Here is a 16,817-nt window from a genome sequence, read left to right on the forward strand (position 1 = left end):
TCACCATGCAGACCAACACCCGAAATCACGTCGTCATCGACAGTGACGGCATCATCTGCATCCTCAGCGACGGCCAACACCAACCCGGCTGCACCATTCCGGTGCTGAACCATTGCTGCTGAACCGCTTCGGCGAAACGGGCGCGGTCCGAAGCGTCTACTCTGCCGTCTGCTGCAGCCGGCCATACCGAGTCGAAGTTCGGCGGAATTCGGGGGCCACCGTCGGCGACGATCGCAAGGCGCGCGTCGGAAACGATTGCTTCCGTGACCAGTTTGGCGGCTCGCTGGGTAAGCCCTCTGGCACGAAGTTGCGCTACACGCTCGAAAAGGTCGGGGTACTCCCGCTCCAATCGGTGCGGAGTATTCGCGTTGGCGATAGCGTCCCGTTTTCCGATTGAGGCGGGCATGGACATGCCGGAGCAGGTGGCCCATTCAGTACCCCAGCGTTGCGCGGCAGTCATGAGCGCTGTTACGTCAGACCAGGTGGTCGCTGCAGCGGCTAAGCGCCAGCCAGCCGGCTCCGCGGCCTTAACTTCTGCGAAGGCGATCAGTGTCGCAGCCGGATCGAGATTTCCGATCCATCGGCTACGAAAGCCCTCTCCAATAGCTTGGTCAGACCAGAGCATCCGCACGCCCCTAGGGACCACAATCCCCGCGGGGACGTAGCCCGCACCGTGATGTGTCAGCACCACAACATGCCGATCGCCAGCCGCTGAATACATCAGGCCGACGGCCCACAGTGCGAAGGTTCGGCAGGATTCGGTGGCGTACAACAGTTCCCACGCCAACCGTTTAACCGTCTGTAGATCGCTCGACTCGTTGCGCCGCCGTTCCAAGTCCCGGGCCGCCGCGGCCGCTACCCGGGACGGCAGCGTCGCGGCGGGAGTTGTCAACGCTGCCGTCGCGACCGATGCGGCGGCAGGCGCCATTGAGGTGTGAGCGCCGCCCATCAATGGGACAGCACCGGCGGACGGTGGAACTGCGGCCGGAACTGAAGGCGGCGGACCCATCGGCCCCGGGGGCAGCAAGGGTGCTGAAACCGCTGGATAGGGATTAGTACTCGACACTACCTGCGGCCCGGCAATAGACGCTGGCACGGCACCCGTGGTCGCTCCTATTGACGGATGCCAGATTCCACTCGGAGATGCCGCCGGCTGCGCCGGCGTCGCAGTGGCTACGACAGCAGGAAAGCTAGTCGTCTGAGCGCCGGTGACCGATGACAGCGGCGCAGGACCACTTGCAGGCATGACCCCTTGCAGCGCGACAGCAGGAGACGGCGATGCAGATACTGCCGGTCGTACCAAACCCGACTGCGACATTCCTCCAGTGCCCGATCCCGGTAGCGGCGATGCCGAACTTCCGAACGCGGCCAACGAGCCTATGGATGAGGAACTTCCTGGTCCGGCGAGGCCTACCCCACTGCTTCCGATGTCACCAACCGCGGCTACGGACGCAGGACTGGCGCTCTGCGCCGGGGGGTGCGGTGACAGCGTTGAAGGACCAGGGGTAGGCCCGGTGCTGACTCGCGGCGCAGTGTTACCAGACCTGGATTCGGCATCAGACGGGTCTGGCACCGAAAGACGAGGCTGCGCATCACCGGTCTCCACTGCTGCCTCGGGTGGACGCTCAGGCGATTCGTCGGATCGCTTATCGGTCGACCGATCGTCATCGCCCGTACTAAACGGATCGCCGTTCGGGGGTCCCTCCGGCAGAGGCGTAAATCCCTGGACGAATTGCACAGTTAGAGCGCGGATCTCATCGGCGGCCCCTACTGCGATTCCTCGCGCCCGCGCGGCAGCACTAGTAATGATGTTGATAGCCGTGGGACTTCTGCTCGGCACGTGTGCCAGTTGTTGATGTGCCTCAGCATCAATCGTGTCAATCATCAGCTCAGCACTCATCTGGATCCCCGCAACACTCTGCATCAGATCAGCGGCAGCCTTATCCGCGTCCGCCTTATCGTCGGCCCGAACCTGAATACGCCTGTAGGCAGCGTGCATTGCTTCGAAACCATTTGACTGCGCCACACCGACAACCTGCAAGCCGTGCAAGGCGACCCGGTGAGCATCTACTGCAGCCGCAGTCGCCACTGCCAGACGACGTTGAGCAGCAGCCCGTCCTTCAGATTGCTCGCGGGTGACCGGCCATACATCAGGCGCCACGATGAAGCGTGAATAGCTACGAGCGGGTGGTGAAGCGGCCATTAGCCGACCCCCGTTGCTTTGCATGCACTTTCAGCGGCCCGCAGGGCACTCGAGTACTGATCAACCATGTCGTTGGAAACGGAGGCGGGTTCACGGCGCAAATCTGCGTCGACCACAGCCACGATCGACCGCCGGACATCAGCGAGCGCATCAACAATTTCTCGTGGTACGCCTGGACCTAGCCGGGTGGCCATATAGTTCAACTCCGCACCCACCGCGCTGAAGTAGTAGCCCTGCACCCCCAGGCTTTGTGATGACTCCCAGTCATTGGCCCGGTCGACGCGATCGATGAAGGCGCCACGCGCAATCCCAACACCGCTCTTGAAGTTCCTCAGGCCAACACACGCCTCAATTGCCGCGTCGTGCTTTTCTGAGGGCTCCGCAGCAGACGTGGACGAGGTCGACGGCCTTATCGCGTGTTCAGACTGCCCACGTGGGAAGATATTGAGACTTACAGCGAGTGACATGATGGCAACGACGGTGCTAACGACCGCGAGGTAGAACGCCAGCTTGCTCACAGTCACTCCGCCACGGATCGAAGCTGTGTCGCGTTCAGTTCATCCACGACAACAAGGGAATTAACTGCTGCGGCCGCTGCAGTGCTCAATGCTTCAACCCGCAGAAGAAGCCCCGCCGCGTGACCCTGCTGGGCAGCGATAGAAGTGAAGTCTGCGAGGCCGGCTGCGGCGTCGATGATGGACAGCCTGCCGCTAGCGATTGGACCGGCCGGTTCAACAGACGCGGCGTCTGAACCGGCCACGCCAGCTGCCGCAATTCCGCCCCACGCGGTGGCCGGTTGCAGATCTAGACGCTCCACGACTCATAAACTACCGCTTCGCACAGACACTTCGCCACAGCTGAGCACACATTCGTTCAGCGGATAATCCCAGTTCAGTGGGCTGATCTGCACTTTCAAGCAAACAGGACACTGCCAGCCGCGTCATGTCCAGAACGTTTGATTCCAGCCAAACTCTCATATGTCAGGATCAGTCACGCTGGTATTGATGCCGCCGCCTGTTTGCATGGCCAGCCATGCCCCATCAAGTGAAGGCGGAACACGACATGCTTAGCATCTGACGGGGTAGCGCCGAGCCAGGGTACGCGTTAACTCCTATTTGGATAGACCACTTTGCCGAGTTCTCGGGCGGCCTCAAATGTGCTGCGGTCCAACTCTTTACGCCGTGCCCGCTCAGCCACACTCGACAATAGTATTTTCATGGCATCCGCGTTCTGGAGCGCGAATTCTACTGCGTCGCATGCGGAACGAATTACCGGAGCGGTGGCACCGTGTTGTTGTGTACTCGATGCACTTCGGACGGCAGCACGAGGAACCTCGACGATGCGAATCGGTTCTCCGTGCCGCTGTGCTGCTGTACGCGCCGCCGAGGCGTCTCTGCGGCACGTGTCAGAGCAATAGCGACGCGGACGCCCCCGCCGGGAAGTGACTTCGGGATCCAGCATGACCGCATCGCAACGGACGCACCGATTCGGATCGGATGTCGGGTAGTTGTCCGCTGCGATCGGTTGATGATGGTCAACGCCAACTGCGCTATGGCTCCCCAAACTTGCGCCGTTTGCGCTTAGAGCCGCGGCGTTTCGAGACTCCGTTGCACGCTGCGCGCCGCCCTCGTCAGCACGCGCTCTGCGAAGGACATTTTGGAGGTCGCGAACCTCGACCTCCGCAAGAGTAGCGATCGACGCGATCGTCTGACCGCGGTCCCTCATCCGCCCGGTAACCGTTTGCAGGTTGACAAAGTGACTCACACGCTTGCGGGCTGCGTCCATGCGCACGTTTTCATTCACTTGATCGAGGCGATCACTCTCCCAAGTGTCAACGGCGCGCAGCCGCTGGAGCAGCACACGAACCGAGGCGGCATCGTCTACGTTGGCACGTTCAAGGCTCGCGCGTTTCTCGTTCGCCCTGCGCTGCGCTTCCACCGCACGCTTGCGCGCCCGCAACTTCCCACTTCCGCTCATAGACGCAAACGTAGGACGGGCCGCGCGCTATCGTCCACCACCGCAGCCACATTCGCGAGCAACTAGGGCTGGCTGGTCGGAATGTCCGAACTGCCTACGATGCCACCGCGCCGTCTACGCAGGGAGAGTCGGTTACTCCACCAGTCAGCGGCAAGCCGATTAACCGTCAGTCGTCGACGGTTGTTCGCCCTCACGGCGGCTTATGTAGTTGCCCCGCGCCGCGCGCCTCTCTGCGTCGGCGGCATCAGCGTTGAACGTGGCGGCGAACTCTGAGTACTTGACGTCGAGCAGGTGCTCGTCAGGCGGCGCCGGTTGCACGGCGGCTAAATTGGTGAGGGCGTAGTAGGCGTAGCGGCTGTCGAGACGGTTTTCCGGCACCAAGGTGATTAGCCGTGGCGTGAGGCCGCACTCGGCCGCCAAGTTCCAAAACTCTTCGATGGTGAAGGTGGTGGTCGATGCGAGGTTTCGGTCGTAGGCTGTCCCGGCGAAGCCGCGGGTCCGACGATCGCTGGTGTGGTACTTGATTTGGACCAGCGCCATGCCTCCGGGGGCCAACACGGTGCGGGCGATTTTAAGGATGGCCCTTACCGCGTTCGCGCCCGTCGTTAGCTCGATCACGTATAGACACAGGAAGACATCGCAGCTGCCCGCCAATCCGACGGTGGCTTGTTCGGGGCAGGCAAGGTCGATGCGCCGTGTCTCGACGGGTGTCGTGCACGTCGCGCGGACTTGTCGGACGCATTCGTCGAGGTTTTCTTGGGAGATGTCGGCGGCGATGAACCGCTGCGCATGGGGGGCGAAAGCCACGGCATTAGCCCCGCCGCCGGCGCCCCACTCCATCACCGTGTTCGGGCTGGGCGAATTAAGGGCTCGGGCGAAGGTTTCATAGATCTTCCAGTGGTCAACACCAACCTCCAGCCAGGCTTGATCACCGATTCCGCTGCGCCAGTGTGAGTTCGCTTCCCAGGCCGATCCAGTGGGCTCAGACCAGTAGCGGGCGGCTTGCCCGGCGATCCGGTTCCGGAATCGCCGCCTTCCCGCTGCTGCCAGCGCTGCTGCCAGGATTCGCTCGCCTCGCACTGCCACGTCGATACCTCCGGCCAAGGACTTGTTTCCGGTTGGGCTGACAGTAACCGGCCTTCCCTGGACGTGGCCGCCTTCGACGCCGGACGGACCCCGCACCAGTCGCCGCAGTCTAGGACTCGATGATCATCCCGCCGATTGGAACGGGTGTCGCGTCCACACCAGTCAGCTAGGCAACCGGGCGCCGACGATCGCTAGCGGCACACCACTGCGCCTCCAGTGACACCTCCGGGCAGCTTGTGGGCCAGCCAGCGCGGGGCCGGTGGCTGAGCGGGCAAGGAATCCTCGGACAGCTATCTGGAGGCTGTTGGCGCTGCTAGAGGGCACGACATTGTGCGGCGCTGAACCCGCGGTGGTGCGCGCATCTGCAATGATCGAGCGAGCGGCATTGTGCAAGGAGGGGGCCATGGCGAGGTCTGACCTGGTGATTGATCTGGTCGAGGCGCAGCAGCGTGGCGACGTCGCCCGCTTTCGCATGCTGGTGGAGGCGATCATCGCCGAGGAGCGCAACAATCAGCACCATCTTGTGGCTGATCGTCTGTCCGAATTGATCACCACTGCCGGTGCTCGCAGCCTGCTCGCCCGTGATGACACCGCCCGCCAGGTCGCTGATCTGGTCACCGAAATTGTGCCTAAGCGGCGATTGTCAGAGGTGCATTTGGCGCCTGCCGTCACGGCGGCGGTGACCGAGATCATCGAGGAGCATCACCGTAGCGAGCTTCTCCGCAGCCACGGCCTGGAACCGCGTAACCGCATCCTTTTGGAAGGTCCGCCTGGTAACGGTAAAACCTCGCTTGCTGAAGCGTTGGCAGCGGAGTTGATGGTGCCGTTCTACGCCGTGCGTTACGAGGGAGTTGTATCTAGCTTTCTTGGAGAGACAACGAGTCGAATCGATCACGTTTTCGAGTTCGCAAGGACTCGGCGCTGCGTGCTCTTTTTCGACGAGTTCGACACCATCGCCAAGGAGCGCTCCGACGCGCACGAAACCGGCGAAATCAAGCGCGTCGTTTCGACGTTGCTACTACAGATCGATCGCTTGCCCTCCCATGTGGTCGCCGTCTGCGCGACCAATCATGGCGAACTGCTCGACCGCGCGGCATGGCGCCGCTTTCAGGTGCGGTTAATACTGCCTCCCCCGTCGCGCGTACAGGCCACGGCTTTTCTCGAGCAGCTGCGTATGCAGCTCGGCGGGAACCTCGGTATGGCGCCGCGCACCCTCGCCGACAAGCTCGCCGGCGCCAGCTACGCCGACATTGAGGAGTTCGCGCTGGATGTCATACGGCGCTATGTGTTGTCGCTACCCGATGGCCGTGTCGAGGATGTGGTGCGCGAACGGCTCAAGCAGCGCAACGCCATGAGGGAGATGTGACCTCTGTCCTCCGGCGCCCCGCACGGTGACGCGCGCTGTCCCGTCGACACTCTGAGCCGTTTCCGGACGCGAACAGCGACGTGCGCTACTGCCGCATCGGCGAGGTCTCAAGAGGAGCCGGTGTTGGTTATCGCCAAACGGCGGTGGTTGAGACTCGCAGACGAAGGGTCGCATCGAGCCATCTACGTAGGACGGCAGTAGTTGATGACGAATGAATCTCGGTCGTATTGAGATGTGGCCTCATGCAGCCAGTGTCGGGGGTGGCGCTGTCATCCTGGTTCGGTGGCGCCTAGGACAGCGAAGAAGACCGACAGCCGGTTAGCGGCTCGGCTTGCCGCGCTCGCCTCACTAGGTGCTTCTGTCATCCATTTCGCCGTCGTTCCCGCCCACTGGCAGGAATGGATGCCAGCGGGCCTGTTTTTCGCTGCCATCGCGCTGTTCCAACTGTTGTGGGCGCGGCTAGTACTCACCCGTACCACCACCCCGGTGCTAGCTCTTGGCATCTTGGTCAACCTTGCCGTTATTGCGCTTTGGTCCGTGTCGAGAACCGCGGGAGCGCCGCTCGGGCCCCACGCCGGTCAAGCCGAACTGATCCAAGCCGCGGACCTATGCGCGTTGCTGCTTCAGATCTATGTCGTCATGGGCGCTGGCTGGGTCTGGCACCGCGGCCTTCAAGGAGAACCGGTGCCCGCCTTCGGCAGTGCCATGGTGCTCCTGGGCGCGATTGGGATCGTCACGTTGGCGTCCACAGTGGGCGCTGCCTCTGGTCTACGGCACGGCCACCACGCCCCAGCCCGCGCTGAAGCAGGGGCTCATCACCACGGACCTGGTGCAGAGCAGACTGACGACCATCACAGCCATCCTGAACCATCCCCTGCAGCGCCCGCTGGGGAGCCCGCCTCCGATGATCACGGAACCGGTGCAGAACACGTCGACGACCATCACAATCACGATCCGGAGCCGACGTCTTCCCCGCCTGCCGTGCGCCCAGTCGAAGCTCCTGCACCAGGCGCTGGCTCTGGCGGCGCGCCTGAGCAGGCTACGCCCGTGCCCATCAGCGAGCCGCTTCCAGCGGCGACGCCGCTAGACGACCACCAAGACCACGACCATGTGCATTGACCTACGTCTGTATGGCCAATCCACGGCCTGACGGCTAGTTTCCGCCCGTCAGGTCTGCCCGCCCGATGGCGTCGCCCGGATGACGCACGATGTCGAGGGCCGACATTCCGATGCCGTAGGTGGATAACCATCGCCTCGGCCGGACTGCGATGAAGCACAGCTCAGCACTCTGAGAGACGATGCGCTCCTCGGCGGCGAGAATGCGACGGAGAAACCAGTCCGCGTGGAATGCCCCTCGCGCGTCGGCGTTTTCGTGGTTCAGTATTGTGGCCGACCCCGCAAACTGCACAGCTGCCGGCGGCATCATGGGGAGAAAGCGGTGCGGCACGGGAATGACGAAGGCTACCTGTGGGCGTCGTCGAATGTTTTTAACCTTGACGTTCGTAGTACGGGTCGTGATGTACAACGTCAGGTTTGTGCCTTCACCGGCCGCTGCGTACGTGACGGCCGTCGCGTGGGGGTTGCCGCTGCTATCGAGCGTCGACAGGGTGCCGAACGACCGTCGTCGAATCGAATTTTCGACAGTGGCGAGGTCGGTCACTGGTGCTCCTTCCTCCGCTTCCCCGGCTCCGATTGGGTGGCTTGTCGCTCAGCTACACGCCGTCTACGGCGCATCCGAAGGTACCGGCGGTCGACGGATAATTGAGAATTCGACCGGCGACTGCATTTGCTTTCTTCGTGCGAAGCTCCACATGGTTGGGAGCGGCGATTCGAACTTCACATGGTCGCCGGATGCTCCACATGGTGGGCCGTCCCCTAACGGTTGAGAACGGCGCGGGTGCTCGCCTCGGGCGTCAAATCGAGGCGGCGCAGAAGTTGCGCGTTGAGCGCGACGACGATCGTTGACAGTGACATGAGGATGGCGCCGACCGACATGGGCAGCACGATGCCGATGGGTGCCAGCACACCAGCAGCCAGGGGCACAGAGATGAGGTTGTACCCGGCGCCCCACCAGAGATTCTGTTTCATCTTGCGGTAGCTGGCGCGGGACAGCTCGATGACCGACAGCACCGAGCGGGGGTCGGAACTGGCCAGGATGACACCGGCGGAAGCGATGGCGACGTCAGTGCCGGCACCGATGGCGATGCCGACATCGGCCTGCGCCAAGGCGGGGGCATCGTTGACTCCATCGCCGACCATGGCAACCTTCTTGCCCTCATGTTGCAGGGCAGCAACTTTCGACGCCTTGTCTTCGGGGCGCACCCCCGCGAACACCCGGTCGATGCCCAGCTGGTGGCCGACACTATTGGCGACGGCTTCGGCGTCGCCGGTGATCATGACGACTTGCACGCCAAGCTTGTGAAGCGCATCGACGGCTTCGCGGGATTCGGGGCGGATCTCGTCGGCCAAGCGCAGGCCGCCGAGCACCTCTCCGTCGCGGATGACGTGCAGAATGATGGCGCCTTCGCCGCGCCACGCGGTGGCCGCGGGGACCTCCTGGGCGCCGACTTCTTCGAGAAGTCGGGGGCCGCCCACTCGGATTTCGTGCCCGTCGACCGTCGCAGTCACACCGACGGCAGGAGAGGACGAGAAGCCGCTGGCGCGCGGCACCGTTAATCCCCTATCCTCGGCGGCTTTCACGATGGCCCGCGCCAGGGGGTGTTCACTGTCGGTCTCGGCGGCGGCGGCGAGCGCGAGCACGATGTCGCCGTCGTCGTCTCCGGTCGCCTCGACGGCGGTGACGGTGGGTTCGCCTTTCGTCAGGGTGCCGGTCTTGTCGAACAGCACGGCGTCGACAGTGCGCATACCTTCCAGGGCCAGCCGATCTTTGATCAAGACGCCGCCTCTGGCGGCGCGTTCGGTGGCGATGGACACGACCAGTGGTATCGCCAGGCCCAGCGCATGAGGGCAGGCGATGACCAGCACGGTGATCGCTCTTACCACCGAGGCATCGGGATTGCCGACGATTGTCCATGCCGCCGCGGTGATCGCGGCGGTGATCAGGGCGAACCAGAACAGCCAGCCGGCGGCCTTGTCAGCAAGGCGCTGGGCACGCGAGGACGAATTCTGCGCTTCGGTGACTAGGCGTTGGATGCCTGCTAGGGCGGTGTCGTCGCCGGTGGCGGTGATCTCGACCCGAAGCCCGGAATCGGTGGCGACGGTGCCGGCTGTGACGGGATCCCCGACGCCGCGGGTAACGGGCCGGGATTCGCCGGTCACCATGGACTCGTCCATGTCGGCGCGTCCGTCGACGATCTTGCCGTCGGCAGGGATGCTGCCGCCGGGTCGGACTACAACGACATCGCCGACGTGCAGGTCGGTCGGCGAGACGGTGACGGTGCGGTCGCCGTCGATCTTCTCGGCTTCGTCGGGAAGTAGTGCGGCCAGTGAGTCCAGCGCTGAGGTGGTCTGGGCCAGCGAGCGCATTTCTACCCAGTGGCCGAGCAGCATGATGACGATGAGAAGGGCGAGTTCCCACCAGAATTCCAGCTCGTGGTGGAGCAGGCCCAAGCTCGCGCCCCAGGACGCGAAAAAGGCGACGGTGATCGCCAGTCCGATCAGGAGCATCATTCCTGGTTTGCGGGAACGGACCTCGTTCAGCGCACCGGTGAGGAAGGGGCGGCCACCGACGACGTACATCACTGTCCCGAGCAGGGGCGCGATCCAGCGTGCGCCGGGGAAGTCGGGGACGTCGTAACCGAGCAGCATCGCGAACATGGTAGAGAACGCGACGACCGGTATGGCGATGATCAGGTTGATCCAGAAGAGCTTGCGGAATTGGGCCACGTGGTCACCGCCGTGGCCGCTATGGCCAGTGTGGCCGGTGTGATTGTCATGGCCGTGGTGTTCGCCGTGTGGGTGGGTGTCAGGGTGTGCGCTGGGGAATTGGTGGTGGGCGTGCCCGCCAGGGTGGGATGTTGCTACGCCGTGGTCATCGCGGTTTGTCATGTTCTTTCCTTAGGGGACTTCGCGTTTCAGTCGACGCGCATTGATGATGTGGGTGTTAGGAACGCACCAAGCGGGCGATGGCTTCAGAGGCTTCTGTGAGTTTGGCGTCAGCGGCCGGTCCGCCGGTGGCGGCGGCGTCACGGACGCAGTGGCGAAGATGGTCGTCAAGCAGTGCCAGCGCGACGCCTTGGAGGGCTTTGGTGAGCGCGTCTGTTTGGGTCAGGATGTCGATGCAGTACCGCTCCTCTTCGATCATTCTGCTGATGCCGCGGGCTTGGCCTTCGATGCGCTTCAACCGCTTGAGGTATTTGTCTTTATCGGTGATGTAGCCGTGGTGGGTGGTGCCTGTTGAGGGGCAGTGCCTGGTGTTGTCGGCGTGGGTCATGACGCTTTCCTTGTGCGTGGTGGTGACTAACTTCGGGTGCCCGGCGAGGAGTGCGCGACGAGGGTCGCGGTCATGCGGCGGAGGCATACTTGTCGGGGTCGCGGTCGAAACGTGGTCCGCATCCCTTGCAGCAGAACCAGTAACGCCGACCGCGATAGTCACGGAATAGTCCCGCCGCTTCGGCGACCGTCTTGTTCACCGGCGTGCCGGGCATCACGGGGCAGGTGGTCTCGTTCTGCGATCCGAGGTCAAGCAGGTTCCTCGCCGTAGGGTCGATGGGTGAGGTATCGATTTTGTCGGCTGCGCCGCTGCAGCAGCAGGCTGACGTGCGGTTCTGATTCTCGGACATTGGTTCTCCTCACAGGTGGCGGTGATTTAACTGGTGGTGTCGGCGGAAGTGGTTTTGAAGCGGCGCAGGCGCAGGCTGTTGCCCACCACGAAGACGCTGGAGAATGCCATTGCGGCTCCGGCCAGCATCGGATTGAGCATGCCCAGTGCTGCGACGGGGATCGCTGCGACGTTGTAGGCGAACGCCCAGAACAGGTTGGTTTTGATCGTCGACAGTGTTTCGCGGGACAGCCTGATCGCGTCAACGGCGCTGCGCAGATCACCGCGCACCAGGGTGATGTCGGAGGCCTCGATGGCGACGTCGGTGCCGGTGCCCATCGCCAGACCGAGGTCGGCTTGGGCGAGGGCGGGCGCGTCGTTGACTCCGTCGCCGACCATGGCGACCGTCTTGCCTTCGGCTTGGAGGCGTGCGATGACGTCAACCTTGCCTTCGGGCATGACTTCGGCGATGACGTCGTCGATGCCGACTTCGGCGGCGATCTGTCGAGCGACGGCTTGGTTGTCGCCGGTGAGCAACACGGGGGTCAGCCCAATGTCACGCATCTGCGAGATTGCCTGTGCGCTCGTCGATTTCACGGTGTCAGCGATGACGAGTACACCGCGCGCCTGCCGGTCCCACCCGACCGCTACCACGGTCTTTCCCTGGGCTTGCGCGCGGGCCTTGGCGTGGGACAGATCCGGGCTGAGGTGTTGCGCCCAGTCGGACAGCAGTGATTCGCGCCCAACGATGACGGCGTGTCCATCCACGATGCCGTGGACGCCTTTACCTTCGACATTCGCGAAGTCCTCCGGAACGGGCAGGGCCTGGAGTTCCTCGGCCGCCGCGGCGGCGACGGCTTGGGCGATGGGGTGCTCGGAGGCGTTCTCCAGGGCGCCGGCCAGTCGAAGCAGCTCCGCGCGTTCGGTTTCCGGCGCTGTGATGACATCGACCAGCGTCATTTTGCCGGTGGTGACGGTTCCGGTCTTATCCAGCACCACGGTGTCAACCTTGCGGGTGGATTCGAGCACCTCGGGACCTTTGATCAGCACGCCGATTTGTGCGCCGCGACCGGTGCCCACCAGCAGGGCGGTGGGCGTGGCCAGCCCGAGGGCGCAGGGGCAGGCGATGACGAGGACCGCGACCGCTGCGGTGAACGCGGCGGCGACTGAGAATCCCGCGCCCAGCCAGGCGCCGAGGGTGATCACGGCGATAGCGATGACGATCGGTACGAAGACGCCGGAAATGCGATCGGCCAGGCGTTGCACTTCGGCCTTGCCGGTCTGGGCGCGTTCGACCAGCTGGGCCATCTGCGCGAGCTGGGTGTCCGAGCCGACGCGAGTGGCCTGCACCACCAGCCGACCGCCGGCGTTGACGGTGGCACCGACCACGGTGTCGCCGGTAGCGACTTCCACGGGTACCGCTTCGCCGGTCAGCATCGAGGCGTCGACAGCCGAGGAACCGGACACCACCACGCCGTCGGTGGCGATCTTCTCCCCCGGGCGCACGATGAACTCGTCGCCAACCACGAGTTCTTCGATGGCGATCTTGGTTTCCGTCCCGTCGCGCAGGACGGATACGTCTTTGGCGCCTAGGTCGAGTAGGGCTCGTAGTGCCGCTCCGGCCTGCCGTTTGGACCGCTTCTCGAAGTAGCGTCCGGCCAGGATGAACGTGGTTACGCCGGCGGCGACTTCGAGGTAGATGTTGGCGGCGCCATGCGACGGCGCCAGGGTGAACGCGAAGGGATGCTTCATACCCGGCGTGCCGGCGCTGCCCAGAAACAGCGCATACAGCGACCACAGGAACGCTGACACGGTGCCCAGCGAAATGAGCGTATCCATGGTCGCGGTGCCGTGTCGCAGGTTGGCCCAGGCGGCCCGGTGGAATGGCCATGCTGCCCACACGACGACGGGGGCCGCCAGCGTGAGCGACGCCCACTGCCAGTACGTGAACTGCAGCGCCGGGATCATCGCCATCGCGACGACCGGCACCGTCAGGACGGCCGAGGCCCTCAGGCGGTGCCGCAGCGAGGCCAGTTCGGGGTCGGCGGTGTCCGCGGCGTGCGGGGTGTCACCGGATGCGTCGGAGGGCATCGGCGTGCGCGGTGTCGGGAGCGCGGCGGTGTAGCCCGTCTTCTCCACCTCGGCGATCAGCAGCGCCGGATCGTATCCGTCAGGCACCGTGACGGTGGCCTTTTCCGTCGCGTAATTGACTGTCGCGGCCACGCCGTCGAGCTTGTTGAGCTTGCGCTCGATGCGGTTGGCGCAGGAGGCGCAGGTCATTCCCCCGATGCGAAGTTCCACACTCGGGCCAGACACCGGTGTCGATGTCGTCATGAAGCCACTGCCTTTCAGTTTCTGATTCGGACGGGATAGCTCAGTGCCCGCCGGCATGGCCGGCGTCACGCGATGGCTCTGGCGCGGGCTCGTTGGTGCCACCGGGTGCGGCGTCGACGACGAAGCTGGCGGTGTGCACGGTGTCCTGGACTTTGAAGTCGAGGTAGAGCAGGTAGCGCCCCGCTGTGGGTGCGGTTGCCGCGAACGACACCGCAGGCCCACCGGTGCCGCCCGGTACCGGCTCGGCCCCCTCAGGGTGCACATGTAGATACGCCAGGTCTCCCTCACGCAAGGCGACGAGATGGCCGTAAGCCCCCAGGTAGGGCTGCAAGGTCATCACCGGCCGGCCGTCGCGCGTGACTGTCGCGGTGAGTTGGTGGGAGACGCCCGCGGTGAGTGCACCGTCCAGTTTCACGGTGTATCCGGCGATGTCATCCACGGTGCGTGTGGCACTCGCCACCGCCGGGACGAACGCGCCGGCCACCTGCACGGTTCGGGTGAGGGTGAGTTTGGCGCTGCCCGCCCCTGCGGGTTGGAAGTCGGCGAACACGCGGTAGGTGCCGGCGGCGTTCCACGTCCACGGCGTTGACCACGTGCCGGTGGCCGCGTCCAGCCTTGGGTGTACATGGGCGAAGTGCTGGCCGTCGGAACGGACCACGATGAGGTGCAGTTGCTTGTCGTGCACGGTCGCGTAGTCCAGCAGCGGCGTGCCGCCCGGGTCGACGATGGTGAAGCTCATCGTTCCCCGATCGTTGGGTGCGCTGGGGGACCGCACCGGGCTCAGGACGTATCCGTCTTCGGCCAACGACAACCCCGGCGGGTCGGCGAAGGGATCGACTGGCGACGCCTGCTCGGTCGGCGGCGCGCTGTGATCCGCTGCAGCATCGGAAGTTTGGGTCTGGGGAGATGTCGCCGCGGTATCAGGGACGACCGCTGCGGCGGTGACGTATGCAGCCGTGAACGCCACTGCCAGTCCGGCGCCAATCGCTGTCAATCGTCCCGCGGCGTTCATGCGACACGCACCGCCGAGTAGCCGGCCTCGTCGACGGCGTTGAGGATCTGCGCGTCGTCGACGGGACGGCTCGACGTCACGATCAGGGTGCCGGTTTTGGCGCTAACTTCGACGTCTTCAACTCCGGCGACCTCGCTGACCTCTTCGCGCACCGACAGCTCGCAATGTCCGCAAGTCATTCCTGTGACGGCGTACGTGCTCGTGCTCATCACCAATCTCCTATCCTCGACGGGTGTAGATACCCCTACCGGGTATACGTAAGAGAGCATATACCCCTTGGGGGTATGCTTCAAGGGTTACTTTCCGGGGTCATTGGTTTGGTGTCGACGCGCGTAGCGCTATCCCGGAACGACGGGAGGGATCAGTTGGTGGTGCGCGCGTTGCACGTCGGAGATGATGGCTGGCCCCTCATGGGGGAGGTCGTCGGGCGCGGCGAACTGATCATCATGCTTCATGGTGGGGGTCCGGATCACTACAGCATGCGACCGCTTGCTGACCGGCTCGCTGGCCGGTATCGCGTTGCGTTGCCTGACATTCGAGGGTACGGAGCATCGCGTTGTCCCGACCCGACGTTGCACCGATGGGATCAGTACGTCAGCGACGTCATTGCGATCGTTCACGCGCTCGATGACACCTGCGCCCACCTTGTCGGCGCCGGACTGGGCGGCACCATCGTTTTGCGGACGTGCCTCCAGCACCCCCGTATCGCCCGGTCGGCGGTGGTCATCAGTGCTGAAGCGATAGAGGACGATGCGGACAAAGCCGCAGACACCGATCTGATGGATCGTTTCGCCGAGCATGCCCGTTCCCGCGGTCTGCAGGCCGCCTGGGAATTGTTCATTCCTGATCTTCAGCCGCTGATCGCCAACCTGGTCGCTGAGGCTATTCCGCGCGCTGACGCCCACAGTGCGGCGGCCGCGGCGTCAATCGGTCATGACCGCGCCTTTGCAACGGTCGAGGACCTCCGGCGCATCGACACTGCGACGCTCGTCATCGCCGGCGACGACATCCGTCACCCCGAGTGCTTGGCCCACAGCCTCGCCGATGTCCTTCCACGAGGGGTCCTCGCCGAAGTTTCGATGTCCCGCCAATTCGTCAACGCTGAGGACATGGCACACGCTTTCGGCCCAGCGATCGAGAACTTCCTTCGCAGAACATCGGACCGGGACACTCGGGTCCATAAAGACTAGGCACTAAGGACGGCGGCAGCAGTGAGGGGCCTCACGCTCCGGCGGCAAGCCGCTCGGGGGCAGCCTGTCGCGGTGCTGTCAGCCGCAGCAGGACTTTCCCTCGCCGGCCTTGCCTGAGCGGCGCCCACTAGTGACACGACCCACCGCGCACAAAGCGATGCATTTGGCGATCGACCGTGCGGTCTGGCTTTGCACGAGCTGCCGAAATCTTTCTTGTACGCTCACCAGCGATACGCCTTCCAGTCGTCGGGCTACCCGCCCCGGGTGATACAACGAAGGTACCCCTGAGGGGTATACGGTACAAGGGCAGCCCGAGCTAGGCGCGGCGGTGGGTGACTGGCCCACGGCGCATATCCTGCATTACCCGTGGCGGCGGATGGCTCCACGCCTGATTCGATGTTCCCCGTTGCTGGCGCCGCGGTAAGTCGATTAATGGAAGGCCGTAGCATCGATTCGTGGCGATGATGCGGGATGGCGGTGGTATCACCGGTGAACCGCACTGGGGCGGGACTGCACTGCTGCGACCTGGGGTGTTGGCGTTCACCGGATCGATTGGCACCACCGACCTACACGCCCACCATGCCGTCCAGATTGTCACCGCAACAACACCTTTCACGATGCGTGACGAGCACGGCAACCAGCATCGCGGCACCAAGGTGGTCGTGCCCGCCGATGCGCCACACCGAGTCGAAGTCGGCGCGCCGGAGGGCACCGTAGTGTTCTTGGAACCGGAGTCTGCCCCAGGGCGCTCGGCGCACCTGCGCGCGCTTCGGTCCGGCTGGACTGTTGCTCCGGTGTTGACGTTCACCCGCCGACGTCCGTTGGCCGTCGTGGTCGACGAGCTGATCGATGTCCGTTCTCATTGAATCTGGGGCACATTTACTAGTCTGACCTGCATTGCCCCAGATTGGATGAGAATTTCGATCGCG

Annotated in this window: 13 protein-coding genes and 1 pseudogene; 4 read left to right on the forward strand and 10 right to left on the reverse strand. The window is 64.1% G+C overall.

Translation table 11 applies throughout. The features are described from left to right. Positions 1 to 2,202 precede the first annotated feature (2,202 nt). From ACAG25_RS24370 to ACAG25_RS24380, 3 genes are all read right to left on the reverse strand, one after another. Positions 2,203 to 2,721: a hypothetical protein gene (locus tag ACAG25_RS24370; protein WP_024444586.1), complete on the reverse strand. Its 519-nt coding sequence runs from the start codon at positions 2,719 to 2,721 to the stop codon at positions 2,203 to 2,205. Between the two features lie 586 nt (positions 2,722 to 3,307). Then, the gene (locus tag ACAG25_RS24375) at positions 3,308 to 4,180 is read right to left on the reverse strand and encodes a hypothetical protein (RefSeq protein WP_073683280.1); all 873 of its coding nucleotides are present in this window, start codon (positions 4,178 to 4,180) and stop codon (positions 3,308 to 3,310) included. A 159-nt stretch (positions 4,181 to 4,339) separates the two neighbouring features. Further along, a complete protein-coding gene (locus ACAG25_RS24380; RefSeq protein WP_234814102.1) occupies positions 4,340 to 5,266 on the reverse strand; it encodes a class I SAM-dependent methyltransferase in 927 nt (308 codons plus the stop codon). A 403-nt stretch (positions 5,267 to 5,669) separates the two neighbouring features. On the opposite strand from ACAG25_RS24380, the gene ACAG25_RS24385 reads away from it, so the two are divergent. After that, positions 5,670 to 6,632, forward strand: coding sequence for an AAA family ATPase (locus ACAG25_RS24385; protein WP_024444588.1), 963 nt, complete (start codon positions 5,670 to 5,672; stop codon positions 6,630 to 6,632). Between the two features lie 234 nt (positions 6,633 to 6,866). Continuing rightward, the gene (locus ACAG25_RS24390) at positions 6,867 to 7,751 is read left to right on the forward strand and encodes a hypothetical protein (protein WP_370491020.1); all 885 of its coding nucleotides are present in this window, start codon (positions 6,867 to 6,869) and stop codon (positions 7,749 to 7,751) included. Between the two features lie 34 nt (positions 7,752 to 7,785). Here the strand turns inward: ACAG25_RS24390 and ACAG25_RS24395 are convergent, their stop codons facing one another. The 7 genes from ACAG25_RS24395 to ACAG25_RS24425 form a co-directional block, all read right to left on the reverse strand. Continuing rightward, positions 7,786 to 8,292, reverse strand: coding sequence for a pyridoxamine 5'-phosphate oxidase family protein (locus ACAG25_RS24395; RefSeq protein WP_024444589.1), 507 nt, complete (start codon positions 8,290 to 8,292; stop codon positions 7,786 to 7,788). Between the two features lie 215 nt (positions 8,293 to 8,507). After that, positions 8,508 to 10,640, reverse strand: a complete 2,133-nt coding sequence (locus tag ACAG25_RS24400; RefSeq protein ID WP_024444590.1) for a heavy metal translocating P-type ATPase — start codon at positions 10,638 to 10,640, stop codon at positions 8,508 to 8,510. A 55-nt stretch (positions 10,641 to 10,695) separates the two neighbouring features. After that, a complete protein-coding gene (locus ACAG25_RS24405) occupies positions 10,696 to 11,025 on the reverse strand; it encodes a metal-sensitive transcriptional regulator (protein WP_011856766.1) in 330 nt (109 codons plus the stop codon). 70 nt (positions 11,026 to 11,095) lie between these two features. Continuing rightward, the gene (locus tag ACAG25_RS24410; protein ID WP_024444591.1) at positions 11,096 to 11,374 is read right to left on the reverse strand and encodes a YHS domain-containing protein; all 279 of its coding nucleotides are present in this window, start codon (positions 11,372 to 11,374) and stop codon (positions 11,096 to 11,098) included. 26 nt (positions 11,375 to 11,400) lie between these two features. Then, entirely contained in the window at positions 11,401 to 13,686 is a 2,286-nt protein-coding gene (locus tag ACAG25_RS24415; protein WP_370491021.1) for a heavy metal translocating P-type ATPase, read from the reverse strand. Between the two features lie 40 nt (positions 13,687 to 13,726). After that, complete coding sequence (locus ACAG25_RS24420; protein ID WP_370491022.1) at positions 13,727 to 14,698, reverse strand: heavy-metal-associated domain-containing protein; 972 nt, start codon at positions 14,696 to 14,698, stop codon at positions 13,727 to 13,729. Further along, positions 14,695 to 14,907, reverse strand: coding sequence for a heavy-metal-associated domain-containing protein (locus tag ACAG25_RS24425; protein WP_011856847.1), 213 nt, complete (start codon positions 14,905 to 14,907; stop codon positions 14,695 to 14,697). The genes ACAG25_RS24420 and ACAG25_RS24425 overlap by 4 nt, the downstream gene beginning before the upstream one ends. A 156-nt stretch (positions 14,908 to 15,063) precedes the next feature. Here ACAG25_RS24425 and ACAG25_RS24430 point away from each other — a divergent pair, with 156 nt between their 5' ends. Both ACAG25_RS24430 and ACAG25_RS24435 read left to right on the forward strand, forming a co-directional pair. Further along, entirely contained in the window at positions 15,064 to 15,888 is an 825-nt protein-coding gene (locus ACAG25_RS24430; protein WP_024444594.1) for an alpha/beta fold hydrolase, read from the forward strand. A gap of 461 nt (positions 15,889 to 16,349) precedes the next feature. After that, positions 16,350 to 16,739, forward strand: a pseudogene (locus tag ACAG25_RS24435) (AraC family transcriptional regulator); the annotation flags it as partial. Positions 16,740 to 16,817: the final 78 nt, after the last annotated feature.

It is taken from the genome of Mycobacterium sp. pV006 (assembly GCF_041287115.1).
In the GTDB taxonomy this organism is placed as follows: domain Bacteria; phylum Actinomycetota; class Actinomycetes; order Mycobacteriales; family Mycobacteriaceae; genus Mycobacterium.

Coding starts and splice junctions, on each gene's coding strand:
- ACAG25_RS24375 (WP_073683280.1), bottom strand. CDS start 4,180: ATGAGCGGAAGTGGGAAGTTGCGGGCGCGCAAGCGTGCGGTGGAAGCG.
- ACAG25_RS24385 (WP_024444588.1), top strand. CDS start 5,670: ATGGCGAGGTCTGACCTGGTGATTGATCTGGTCGAGGCGCAGCAGCGT.
- ACAG25_RS24400 (WP_024444590.1), bottom strand. CDS start 10,640: ATGACAAACCGCGATGACCACGGCGTAGCAACATCCCACCCTGGCGGG.
- ACAG25_RS24405 (WP_011856766.1), bottom strand. CDS start 11,025: ATGACCCACGCCGACAACACCAGGCACTGCCCCTCAACAGGCACCACC.
- ACAG25_RS24410 (WP_024444591.1), bottom strand. CDS start 11,374: ATGTCCGAGAATCAGAACCGCACGTCAGCCTGCTGCTGCAGCGGCGCA.
- ACAG25_RS24415 (WP_370491021.1), bottom strand. CDS start 13,686: ATGACGACATCGACACCGGTGTCTGGCCCGAGTGTGGAACTTCGCATC.
- ACAG25_RS24420 (WP_370491022.1), bottom strand. CDS start 14,698: ATGAACGCCGCGGGACGATTGACAGCGATTGGCGCCGGACTGGCAGTG.
- ACAG25_RS24425 (WP_011856847.1), bottom strand. CDS start 14,907: ATGAGCACGAGCACGTACGCCGTCACAGGAATGACTTGCGGACATTGC.